The organism is Burkholderia sp. BCC1638 (assembly GCF_902833195.1).
In the GTDB taxonomy this organism is placed as follows: domain Bacteria; phylum Pseudomonadota; class Gammaproteobacteria; order Burkholderiales; family Burkholderiaceae; genus Burkholderia; species Burkholderia diffusa.
In genome coordinates this window covers 41,448-52,991 of the sequence record NZ_CADFEC010000028.1, presented here as the reverse complement: position 1 = coordinate 52,991, position 11,544 = coordinate 41,448, and the positions used below count along the sequence as shown (strand labels likewise).

The following is an 11,544-nucleotide window of genomic DNA, read 5'->3' as shown; positions in this document are numbered from 1 at the left end:
GCCGGTCCCACTACGGCCGTCAGCCGCCCGCTTCAGCGATCCCGGCCTGCACGCGCCGCACCGCCGTCACGATCGACAGCACGATCAGCACGCGCCACAGCCATGCGGCGACGCTGCCGACCGGCAGACCGAAGCCGATCCACAGCGCGAACGCGCCGAGCGCAAGCGCGCGGTCGCTCTTGCCGAACGGGCCGTCGTAGCGGCGCGTCGCGCCGGCGAGCGGGCCGATCAGCCCCGCGCATTCGACGATGACCGCCGTCAGCGCGAACAGCCAGACGTCCGCCGCGGCGAACGCCGAAATCGCGAGGAACGGCAGCACGAGCGCGACGTCGGACACGACGTCGCCAAGCTCGTTCAGGTACGCGCCGAGTGTGCTCTTCTGCCCGTGCTCGCGGGCGAGCATGCCGTCGATCGCGTTGAGTGCCATCCGCACGAACAGCCAGATCGGAATCAGCAGGAACAGCACGCGGGCGAACACGCCAAGCCCCGCGAGCGCGCCGACGACGATCGAGCCGCCGGCCGCGAACAGCGTGACCTGGTTGGCGGTGACGCCGCGTTCGGCAAGCGAATCCGCGAACGGACGCAGACGATTCTGGAATTTCGGTTTGAGTGCGTAGAGGCTCATCGTTTTATTGATTCTTCACGTTCGGACACGTTTGCCGCTGCCCTGCCCCGGGCAGCACGCCCGTCGGCTTCGGCTTTCGACAGGTGGTCGTCATCGTCGCCGAGCGGCCCCGACGCGTCAAGCCGCGCCCCGCGCCGGCCGCGCCGGGCAATCTGGTGTTTTCGACGGAAACTCGCGATAATCCGCTGGCCCACGAGCGCAGCAATTCATTCGAACTGTGACCGGGCGCTCGTGCAACAGCCGATTATTACGCCGTCGAACGGCGAATTCGCCGCGACGCAACACCCGCCGGCGCATCGTCCGATTATCGCGGCCTTGCGACAGGCAGTCACGAATTTGAAAAAACTTAAACAATGGCCGTCCGGCGCGCATCCTGCCGCGCCGGCATTCCGGGATTCCGCCCGCCGCGCATGCGCGGCCGCGCGGGCATGCATGCAGGAGGCGCCGCGCCGATGAACATCCTGAACGTCTGGCAGCGCGATTTCCTGCTGTCGATCGTGCGGCTCGTCGCCGGTGCGTATCCGGTCTGGCATCAGGCGCCGCCTTCCCCGACGCAGAAGATCTACTTCTCGAACCATACGAGCCACATCGACACGCTTGCGATCCTCGCCGCGCTGCCGCGCGACGTGCGCGCGGTCGTGCGGCCCGTCGCCGCACGCGACTACTGGGACAGCAGCAACATGAAGCGTCACATCGCGCAGAAGCTGCTGAACGTCGTGCTGATCGACCGCCACCGCGAAAGCGGCGGCGATCCGTTGGACCCGGTGCGCGACGCACTGCGGCAAGGCCACTCGATCATCATCTTTCCGGAAGGCACGCGCGGCGCCGAAGTCTTGCCGCAGCCGTTCAAGAGCGGCCTGTTCCATCTCGCGACCGAGTTTCCGGAGGTCGCGCTCGCGCCGGTCTATCTCGAGAACCTGCAGCGCATCATGCCGAAGGGCGCGATCTGGCCCGTGCCGCTGATCTGCAAGGTGCACTTCGGCGCGAACGATGCCCTCGGTGCCGACGAAGACAAGCCGACCTTCCTCGCCCGCATGCGCGACGCGATCGTCGCGCTCGCGCCGCCGCAGCGGCCGGCCGGCTGAACGCGGCGCCCTCCTCTCCCTTTTCCGGACCTCTCCATGCGAACTCTCTTCTGGGAACTGGTCGCAGGCGTCACCGGCGTGCTGGTGCTCGCGACCGTGATCGGCGCGATCCTCGGCGCGCGCAGCGGCGGCACCAGCGCGACCATCGTCAACCTGAACCAGCGCATCCGCGCGTGGTGGGCGATGATCGCGATCATGGTCATCGCGATCGGCCTCGGCAACAACGTCACGTATCTGGTGTTCGCGCTGCTGTCGTACCTGACGCTGCGCGAATTCATCACGCTCACGCCGACGACCCCAAGCGACCACACGACGCTCTTCATCGCGTTCTTCATCGCAATTCCGGTGCAGTACCTGCTGCTCGGGATCAACTGGTACGGGATGTATTCGATCTTCGTGCCGGTGCACCTGTTCTTCGCGATGTCGCTGGTGTCGGCGCTCACGCAGGACACGCGCGAATTCCTGAGCCGCAACGCGAAGATCAACTGGGCGCTGATGGTCTGCGTGTACGGGTTGAGCCATGCGCCGGCCGTGCTGATCCTCGACATCCCGCGCTACGCCGGGCAGAACGCGCTGCTGCTGTTCTTCTTCCTGTTCGTCGTGCAGATCAGCGACGTGCTGCAGTACGTGGTCGGCAAGCTGTGCGGGCGCCGCAAGATCGCGCCGCGCCTGTCGCCGTCGAAGACGGTCGAGGGCTTCGTCGGCGGCGGCCTGCTCGCGACGCTGTGCGGCGCGTCGCTGTATCGCGTGACGCCGTTCAGCTTCGGCGCGGCATTCGGGATCTCGCTCGCGATCGTGATCGCAGGCTTCGTCGGCGGCCTGGTGCTGTCGGCCGTGAAGCGCTCGCTCGGCACCAAGGACTGGGGCTCGATGATCGCGGGCCACGGCGGGATGCTCGATCGCGTCGACTCGATCTGCTTCGCGGCGCCGGTGTTCTTCCACCTCGTGCGCTACGTGTACGTGTAATACCGGGACGGCGGGACGCCGTCCGGTCCCGATTACTACACGCTCGATCTCACGCACAACGCGGTCGACGACGGCGTGCAGTTCAACGTCGTGCGCGACGATGTGCGCACGACGTGCAAGTCGCTTTGCCGCAAGCAGCGCTTCGCCCGCGAACAGGCCGCGCTGCTCGACCTGACCCGGCCCTGCGCGCGCCGCATCATGCCGGTGCCGTATCGGCCGTTTGCGGACGCGCGAGCTTGAATTCGCCGACCGTTTGCGCGAGCTGCGCCGCCTGCTCGCGCAACAGCGCCGCGGCCGCGGCGGACTCCTCGACGAGCGCCGCGTTCTGCTGCGTCGAGTGATCGAGTTGCGACACCGCCTGATTCACCTGCGCGAGGCCGGTGCTCTGCTCGTTCGCCGCGACCGACATTTCCGCGATCACGCTCGTGATGCCGCGCACGCCCTCGACGATCTCGTCCATCGTCGCGCCCGCCGTGTGCACGAGCCCCGACCCGCCCTCGATCTTGTCGACGGACGCCTGGATCAGCTGCTTGATTTCCTTGGCCGCCTGCGCGCTGCGTTGCGCGAGCGTGCGCACCTCGCCCGCGACGACCGCGAAGCCGCGCCCGTGCTCGTTCGCGCGCGCCGCCTCGACGGCCGCATTCAACGCGAGAATGTTGGTCTGGAACGCGATGCCGTCGATCACGCCGATGATGTTCGAGATTTCGTTCGAGGCCGCCGTGATCTCGCCCATCGTCGCGACCACCTGGCTCACCACCTCGCCGCCGCGCATCGCGACGCCCGACGCCGATTCCGCGAGCCGGCTCACCTGCGTCGCCGCATCGGCCGAGTTGCGCGCCGTGCCGGCAATCTCCTCGAGCGCCGCCGCGGTCTCCTGGAGGCTCGACGCCGCGTGCTCGGTGCGGCTCGACAGGTCCTGGTTGCCCTGTGCGATCTCCGCGCTCGCCACGCTCACCGATTCACTGAACCCGCGAATCTGCAGCAGGATCGCCGAAATCTTTTCCGCAAACACATTGAACGCGCGCGCGATCTGCGCAGCCTCGTCGTTGCCGTCCGCCCGCAGCCGTTTCGTCAGGTCGCCGTTGCCGCTCGCGACATCGGTCAGCGCATCGCGCACCAGCAGCACGCGCTTGAATGCCGCATTCGTCAGCGCGCCGACGAGCGCGGCCGCGATACACGCCACGATGACGATGGCCACCAGCGTCGTCGTCGCGACCGCGCGCATGCCGGCCGTCACGTCCGACCGGTCGAGCGCCATCACGAGCGACCAGTCCGTGCCGGCGATCGGTTGCGCACGGAGCAGTTTGGTCACGCCGTCCACCGCGATCGCCACCGGCTCGCTCGCACGCTGCAGGCCAGCGAGACGATCGGGTGTCAGTTCCGGCGACAGCTGCACGGCCGGCTTCATGATCAGGTCGGTCTTCACGCCCGCGATGAGGCGCCCGCCGCGGTCGACGAGAAACGCGAAACTCGCCGGCGTCGGGTGCATCGACGCGACGATCGCGCTCGCGCGTTCCATGTAGAGACTCGCCGCAAGCACGCCCTTCAGCGCGCCGCCGCGCATGATCGGCACCGCGAATGCAAAAGCCGGCTTGCCGGTCGATGCGTCCTGGTACAGCGCGGTGACGACGAGCCGGCCTGCCTCGACCGCCTGCTTGTACCACGGACGCGCGGTCGGATCGTAACCGGACGCAAGCGGGATGTTCGAGAACGCCGTGTGGTCCGGCAGGCCGAGCGTCAGCACCTGGAACCCGCCCGACTTGCCGAGCAGCGTCAGGGCCGGCAGCGGATCGCCTTCGCCGATCGGCAGCGTATCCGCAAGCGCCTGGGTCTGCTGGGCGCGGCTCGCGACCCACTCGTCGAGCGCCAGCGCATGGCCGGCGAGGACCGAACGCAGGTTCTGGTCGATGGTTTCGTCGTTGTGTCGCTGGACGACCTCGTATACCAGCCCGCCCGTGACGGCGAGGGCCGTCACGACGATGGCGACGCAGGTTGCCACGATCCGGGCACGAATTGATGACAGCATGATGACGGCGATCTCCGGTTGCGCGTTGTTATCGAACAGTCAAATGAGTACGCAAACGGGTTTAACGACCGGTCGGGAGGCAACTTGAGGTTGGACTGGTCAGACCGCTCAAAAAAACCGGAAGACCCCCGGCAGCAGCCAGGCGGATCGATATCGCCGAGGGCTCAACGCGCCGGCGGGATGGGAGCCATTGCAGGCGAACGCGTCGACCACGCGGATCGCCGTCGCGACCTGTCGATTCCGTGAGCGCGAACGTGACGGCAAGCGAGCAGCCTGGTGGCCGCGCACACCGTCACGCCGTCACGCCGTCACGCCGTCACGCCGTCACGCCGGATCGGGCAAGTCGATCGCCAGCAACGCCGAGCTGACCGACTTGCCGTGCGCGTCGAGCGCGAGCGAGCGCGTGACGCCGCCACCGAGCGCATCGCGCAGCACGAAGTTGAACGCGGCCAGCGCCGGCAGTTCGTAGCGCACCACATCGCCGTGCACGATGCCCGCGAGCCATGCCTTCACCGCCGGCGCATCGAGATGCGCGCGCAGGTGTTCGTAGTGACGCGGATCGCGGCAGATGACCGACACGTTGAGCGTATTGCCCTTGTCGCCGGTGCGCGCATGCGCCAGTTCACGCAGTTGCATCATGCCTCCACGAATGAAAACGACGGCGTTACGTCCGTGCGCGGCAACAGCACCGACTGCACCGCGATCACCTCGCGCGTCGACTTGAACGCGCCGCCGCCGCCGGCCGGGCCGTTCGTATAAAGCGTCTCGACTTCGTCGCCGATCCGCGCGGCCTCGGCGGCGCTCGCCGCACGGCCGGCCACGCGCACGCGCACTTCGGCCGGCTCGCCGCGCACGGCAGGCGTCGCGTCGCCGTACAGCGAATCCACGCCGATCAGGTCGAAGCGCAGTTCGGTCGCGGCCACGCCGGTCAGCGCGAGCCGCTCGCGGACGATGTCGAGCGCGAGCCGCGCGCGCGCCAGCGCGCCCGGCCCCCCGTACGAGATCTGCCCTTCGCCGATATGGCCGTCGACGTACGCGACCGACACCTTCAGCGTGTCGGTGCGCGCGCTGCCGCGCCCGCCCGTCACGCGCACGCGGTCCGGCGCCTCCTCCGTAACGGACACGCGCGTGAAATCCGCGACGACGTCGGGCTGCAGGTAGCGCGCCGGGTCGTGAATCTCGTACAGCAGCTGTTCCTTGCAGGTCGCCGCGCTCACGCGGCCGCCCGCGTGCGGCACCTTGGTGATCACGACCGAGCCGTCGGCCGCGACCTCGCCGATCGGGAATCCGAGACGCGCGAGATTCGGCACGTCCTTGTAGCCGGGGTCGGCGAAATAGCCGCCCGTCACCTGCCCCGCGCATTCGAGCAGATGGCCGACGACCGTCGCGGCCCCGAGCGTGTCCCAGTCGTCCATTCGCCAGCCGAATGCGTGGATCAGCGGCGCGGCGAACAGCGACGGATCGGCGACGCGCCCGGTCAGCACGACGTCCGCGCCGGCCGCGAGCGCATCGACGATCGGCGCGGCGCCGAGATATGCGTTCGCGGACACGATGCGGTCGCGATACGCGGCGACCTCGTCGCCCGACTCCTCGAAACGGAACGCGCCGCGCAACACGACGTCGAGCACGTCGTCGCCTTCGACCGCCGCGACCTTCAGCCCCGAGAGGCCGAGCGACTGCGCGATCCGCGCGGTGCGCCGCGCGGCCGCGCGCGGGTTTGCCGCGCCCATGTTCGACACGATCCGCACGCCCCTGGCCGCGGCCACCGGCAGCACGGCATGCATGCGCGCGTCGAGCAGCGGATCGTAGCCGAGCGACGGATCCTTGCGCCGCGCCTGCTGCGCGATCGCGATCGTGCGCTCGGCCAGGCATTCGAAGACGAGATAGTCGAGCTGCCCGTGCTCGGCCAGTTCGATCGCGGGCTCGATCCGGTCGCCCGAATAGCCGGCGCCCGCGCCGATGCGTACGCGCCGTTCGTGTGATGGCTTTGCTGTCATGTCGATACCGTGGTCCGGCGCTCGCGCGCCGGGGAAAAATCAGAAAACGCCCAGCACGACGCACGCGATCGTCATCACGATCGAGGCGCCGAACAGCAGCGGGAACGTGAATTTCTGGTGCTCGGCCAGCTCGATCCCGCACAGGCCGACGACGAGGAACGTCGCGGGCGTCAGCGGGCTGACCGGAAACCCGGTCGTCATCTGGCCGAGCAGCGCGGCCTGCCCCACGTGCACGGCCGGCACGCCGAGCTGGCCGGCCACTTCCGCGATCACCGGCAGCACGCCGAAGTAGAACGAATCGGGATCGAACAGCATGCTGAGCGGCATCGACGCGAGGCCGAGCGCGACCGGGATGTGGCCGGCCATTGACGGCGGCACGAAGCCGACCGCCGCCTGCGCCATCGCCTTCAGCATCCCGCTGCCCTGCATGATCCCGGTGAACACGCCGGCCGCGAGCAGGATGCCGGCCATCATCAGCGCCGCGCGCGCATGCGCGTCGATGCGCTTCCTCTGCATGTCGACGTCCGGGTAGTTCACCATCAGCGCGACGCACAGGCCCACCATGAACATGATCGCGGGCGGGATCTTCTCGCCCATCACGACCATCGTGCCGAGCACGACGAGCGTCAGCACCAGGTTGAACCAGAACAGATGCGGCCGGCGCAGCGCCTGCTCGTCGGGCGTCAGCTCGCGTGTCGGCAGCGGAATCGACGCATCGTCGCGCGACAGGCCGAGCCGCTTCTCCTCGCGCCGCCCGAGCCAGTACGCGACGCCGAACACGAACACCAGCCCGATCGCCTGCACCGGAATCAGCGGATTGAACAGCGCCGACACCGGCAGGTGCAGCGACGCCGACGCGCGGATCATCGGCCCCGTCCACGGCAGGAAGTTGATCCCCGCCGCCATCGACACGGCGGCGGCCAGCACGCGCCGGTCCATCTTCAGGCGGTCATACAGCGGCAGCACCGCGGGAATCGTCACGAGAAAGCAGACAGCGCCCGAGCCATCGAGATGGATCAGCAGCGCGAGCAGCGTCGTGCCCATCACGATCCGCGTGGGCCGGGTGCCGACCGCGCGCAGGATGCGGTCGATGATCGGGTCGAGCGTGCCGGCATCGGTGATCGTCCCGAAATAGAGGATCGCGAACACGAACATCCCGACCACGGGCGCGAGGCCCTTCAGCCCGTCGATCACGAATTTGCTGGTATGCAGCCCGAAGCCGCCGATGAGCGACGCCGCGATCGGCACGATGATCAGCGCCACGAGCGGCGACATGCGTCTGGACAGAATCGCGGCCAGCAGCACGACGATCGTGCCCAGCCCGAGTAACGGCAGCATCGGTGTCTCCTACCTTGTCTTTTATTGGAGACGAGCGTAAGGTCGGCGCAGCGATAGCACAATTGAAATGATTTGATCGCAGCAATCACGAACCGTTATGGATCTGAACCTTCGCGACATTCGCGCGTTCGTCACCGTCGCGCACGCCGGCAACTTCACGCGCGCCGCCGCGCGGCTGCATCTGTCGCAGCCGGCGCTGACCGTGCAGATCCGGCGGCTCGAGGAAATCGTCGGCGCGCGGCTGTTCGACCGCAACAGCCGCAGCGTCGCGCTCACGCAGACCGGGCGCGAACTGCTGCCGCTGCTGCAGCGCTCGCTCGAAGACATGGAGCGCGTGCTGCGCGATGCGCGTGCGCTCGGCGAAGGCGCGAGCGGCACGGTGCGGCTCGCGTGCCTGCCGACGTTTGCGTCGAGCATGCTGCCGGAACTGATCCAGTCGTTCCGGCGCGACGTGCCGCGCGCGGCTTTCGACATTCGCGACGGCGTCGCGAGCCTCGTCACCGCGCTGGTGCGCAACGAGGAGGCCGATCTCGGGCTGACCGGCGGCGATGCGTTCGACGCGTCGCTGGACGTGCTGTACGCGGGCGCCGACCGGCTCGTCGCCGTGTGCCCGAAGGATCATCCGCTCGCGCGCAAGCGGCGCGTGCGCACCGCGGATGTTGCCGCCGTGCCGCTCGTGCTGACCGCGCAGGGCACGAGCGTGCGCAGCGTCGTCGATGCCGCGCTGGAGGCAGCCGGCTGCACGCCCGACATCGCGTGCGAACCGACTTACATGATGACGGCCGTCGCGATGGTGCGCGGCGGCCTCGGCGTGACGATCCTGCCGGCGACCGCGCGCGAGGTGCGCGCCGAACCCGACCTCGTCGCGAAGCCGATCGACGACCCCGCGTTCGTGCGGCCGATCGCGCTCGTCGCGAAGCGCGGGCGCACGCTGTCGCGCGTTGCGCAGGCGTTCGCCGACGCGATGCTGGCGGAACTGAAAAAGCGCGCGTGAGCCGCGCGCCCTCGACGACGGCCGGCCGCCGGCCGAACGCTTATTGCGGGTCCGGCTGGCCCGGATCGACGTGCAGTGATTCGCCGATCGCATAGAAGTTGCCGCCCGCGATGTAGTGCAGGCTGCGCAGCGCCGGATCGGCCGATTCGAAATACCAGTGGCCGTCGCGGAACACGCGCGTGTCGGACCACGCGCCGACCACCTCGCCGATGAACAGGTCGTAGGTCTGCTGGTTGTGCGGCTCGGGAATCAGCTTGCATGCGAGCCAGCCCGAACAGCCGGCGACGAACGGCAGGTCGTGGCCTTCGACGTCGAACAGCGCGACGCCCGCCTCGCGGAGCTTGTCCGGCCGCTCCGCGAGACTGTGGCTGCCGACCGCATGCGTGAGCTGCAACTGCGCAGCCGTCGGCACCTGGATGACGAAGGTGCCGCTGCGCTCGACGAGCTCGCGCGTCTTGGCCGACTTGTCGAGCACGACCGTCAGCTTCGGCGGCAGGAAGTCGAGCGCGCAGGCCCACGCGGCGGCCATCACGTTGTCAACGCCGTCGTGACGGGCCGACACGAGCACGGTCGGGCCGTGGTTGAGGAGACGGTAGGCTTTCTTCAGCTCCACCGGAGCGATGTGACTGTCCATGCGGGTTCCCTGATGAGCGGCACGACGCGTGCCGGCCGAAGGCCGCATTCTCGCACCCTGAGCCAATCGCCGCAGACGGCGAACGCGAGCGCCCAATAACACACCGGGCCCGCATCGCGCGCTTCAATTCATTAAATAATCAATTGATGAATCGACGACGAATGCGTCGCCATCGAAATTCACCTGAAAATCGTGCGGAATTATCACGAATCCGGCAATACGCCGATCTCTCCATCTTGAAATTCAAATCGATTGATGCACAATTCTCAATAATGTGAATCTCTCAATGGACCTTGCCGCAGCCTGCGCCTGTCTGCTTTAAGTCACATCGGAGAATTTCGTTTTTGCCGTTCATCGGCGGCTCGGTAGTCTCCTGCCAATCCGGTTCAAGAAAGCAAGCCAATCACCAGGAGATGAAATGAAACGCACGACCCTTTCGCTGATTTCGCTCGCGTCGTTGGCGGCGATGCCCGCCGCGCATGCGCAGTCGAGCGTCACGCTGTACGGCGTGATCGACACGTCGATCACGTACGTGAATCATGCGCAGGGCAAGGACAATGCCTGGATGCTCGGTAACAGCAGCGCGGGCAATCTCGCCGGCAGCCGCTGGGGCGTGAAGGGCACCGAGGATCTCGGCGGCGGGCTGAAGGCGCTGTTCCAGCTCGAGAACGGCTTCGATCCGAGCAGCGGCCGGCAGGGCCAGGGCGGCCGCCTGTTCGGCCGGCAGGCGTTCGTCGGCCTGACGAGCGACCGCTACGGCACGCTCACGTTCGGCCGCCAGTACGATCCGCTCGTCGACCTCGTGCAGGGCATCACCGCCGACAACTATCTCGGCAGCGTGTTCGCGACGCCGGGCGACGTCGACAACTACGACAACAGCTTCCGCGTCGACAACGCGGTGAAGTACACATCGGCCGTGTATTCGGGCCTGCAGTTCTCGGCGATGTACTCGTTCGGCGGCATCGCCGGCAGCACCGGCGCCGCGCAGTCGTATTCGGCCGCCGTGTCGTACAACAACGGCCCGTTCAGCGTCGCGGGCGGCTATTTCCACGCGACCAACAGCCCCGCGTCGAACGGGCTGCGCAACGGCTGGACCAGCTCGTCGGACGGCACCTTCGACGGCCCGATCAACACCGGCTATGCGAGCGCGCACTCGATCGGCATCGCCCGCATCGCGGGCCAGTACGTCGCCGGCCCGTTCACGTTCGGCCTCGGCTACAGCAACGCGCAGTACCGCCGCGACGCAAGCTCGGTGTTCAACTCGAACGAGCACTACAACACCGGCCAGGGCTTCGTGAACTACCAGGCGACCAATGCGCTGCTCGTCGGCGTCGGCTACAGCTATACGCGCTCGGGCGGCGATACGTCGGCGACCTATCACCAGGTGTCGGCCGGCGCGGACTACAACCTGTCGAAGCGCACCGACGTGTACCTGACCGCCGCGTATCAGCACGCGAGCGGCCGGACGGGCGACGGCAACGGCGGGTCGATGGCCGCGCAGGCGTCGATCGGTTCGTACGGCTATGCCGGCACGAGCTCGCAGACGATGGTCAACCTCGGCCTGCGTCACCGCTTCTGATCGACGACGGCCGGCCGCGCGCGGCATGGCGCGGCCGGTCGATCGGTACCGGATTCGGGAATCGGGGATTCATCGACACGGCGGCTGCGGCCGCCGTCGTCGTTTCCACGGCCCGCGCACCGCCGGATGCACCGCGCGTCATTCCGCTTCGCTGTGCCGTTCACGGCCGCCTTCGCGGCGCATCTGACGCGCCGCGTCAGTATTGCGACCGCACCCGCCTGCCGGTATGCGGGCGATTGCAGTCTTTTTTACCGATTCCGTCCCGTCGCGCGTCGATGCGGCGACAACGACAATGCGCTG

General features: G+C 67.9%; 11 protein-coding genes. 5 read left to right on the top strand and 6 right to left on the bottom strand.

The annotated features are described in order from the left end of the window. Positions 1-19 precede the first annotated feature (19 nt). Positions 20-625: a CDP-alcohol phosphatidyltransferase family protein gene (locus HWX22_RS25440; protein ID WP_175916631.1), complete on the bottom strand. Its 606-nt coding sequence runs from the start codon at positions 623-625 to the stop codon at positions 20-22. 83 nt (positions 626-708) lie between these two features. Between HWX22_RS25440 and HWX22_RS25435 the strand changes: the two genes are divergently transcribed. The 3 genes from HWX22_RS25435 (at position 709) to HWX22_RS25425 (ending at position 2,676) form a co-directional block, all read left to right on the top strand. Continuing rightward, positions 709-846 (top strand): hypothetical protein, encoded by a 138-nt coding sequence (locus HWX22_RS25435; protein WP_175916630.1) that lies wholly within the window; start codon positions 709-711, stop codon positions 844-846. Positions 847-1,077: 231 nt separating this feature from the next. Further along, positions 1,078-1,710: a lysophospholipid acyltransferase family protein gene (locus tag HWX22_RS25430; RefSeq protein ID WP_175916629.1), complete on the top strand. Its 633-nt coding sequence runs from the start codon at positions 1,078-1,080 to the stop codon at positions 1,708-1,710. 36 nt (positions 1,711-1,746) lie between these two features. Beyond that, positions 1,747-2,676, top strand: a complete 930-nt coding sequence (locus HWX22_RS25425; protein ID WP_059523347.1) for a phosphatidate cytidylyltransferase — start codon at positions 1,747-1,749, stop codon at positions 2,674-2,676. 196 nt (positions 2,677-2,872) lie between these two features. Here the strand turns inward: HWX22_RS25425 and HWX22_RS25420 are convergent, their stop codons facing one another. The 4 genes from HWX22_RS25420 to HWX22_RS25405 form a co-directional block, all read right to left on the bottom strand. After that, positions 2,873-4,702, bottom strand: a complete 1,830-nt coding sequence (locus HWX22_RS25420; RefSeq protein ID WP_175916628.1) for a methyl-accepting chemotaxis protein — start codon at positions 4,700-4,702, stop codon at positions 2,873-2,875. A 324-nt stretch (positions 4,703-5,026) separates the two neighbouring features. Next, positions 5,027-5,338 carry a hypothetical protein gene (locus HWX22_RS25415; protein WP_059700641.1) on the bottom strand — a complete coding sequence of 104 codons (312 nt, stop codon included), beginning with the start codon at positions 5,336-5,338 and terminating at the stop codon, positions 5,027-5,029. Then, entirely contained in the window at positions 5,338-6,699 is a 1,362-nt protein-coding gene (locus HWX22_RS25410; RefSeq protein ID WP_175916627.1) for an acyclic terpene utilization AtuA family protein, read from the bottom strand. Before HWX22_RS25410 ends, HWX22_RS25415 begins: the two co-directional genes overlap by 1 nt. 39 nt (positions 6,700-6,738) lie before the next feature. After that, positions 6,739-8,037, bottom strand: a complete 1,299-nt coding sequence (locus tag HWX22_RS25405) for a citrate:proton symporter (protein WP_175911718.1) — start codon at positions 8,035-8,037, stop codon at positions 6,739-6,741. A gap of 97 nt (positions 8,038-8,134) precedes the next feature. Here HWX22_RS25405 and HWX22_RS25400 point away from each other — a divergent pair, with 97 nt between their 5' ends. After that, the gene (locus HWX22_RS25400) at positions 8,135-9,031 is read left to right on the top strand and encodes a LysR family transcriptional regulator (RefSeq protein ID WP_175911719.1); all 897 of its coding nucleotides are present in this window, start codon (positions 8,135-8,137) and stop codon (positions 9,029-9,031) included. 40 nt (positions 9,032-9,071) lie between these two features. On the opposite strand, the gene HWX22_RS25395 is transcribed toward HWX22_RS25400, so the two are convergent. Then, entirely contained in the window at positions 9,072-9,665 is a 594-nt protein-coding gene (locus HWX22_RS25395) for a flavin reductase family protein (protein ID WP_059691203.1), read from the bottom strand. A 418-nt stretch (positions 9,666-10,083) separates the two neighbouring features. On the opposite strand from HWX22_RS25395, the gene HWX22_RS25390 reads away from it, so the two are divergent. Then, entirely contained in the window at positions 10,084-11,244 is a 1,161-nt protein-coding gene (locus tag HWX22_RS25390; protein ID WP_175916626.1) for a porin, read from the top strand. Positions 11,245-11,544: the final 300 nt, after the last annotated feature.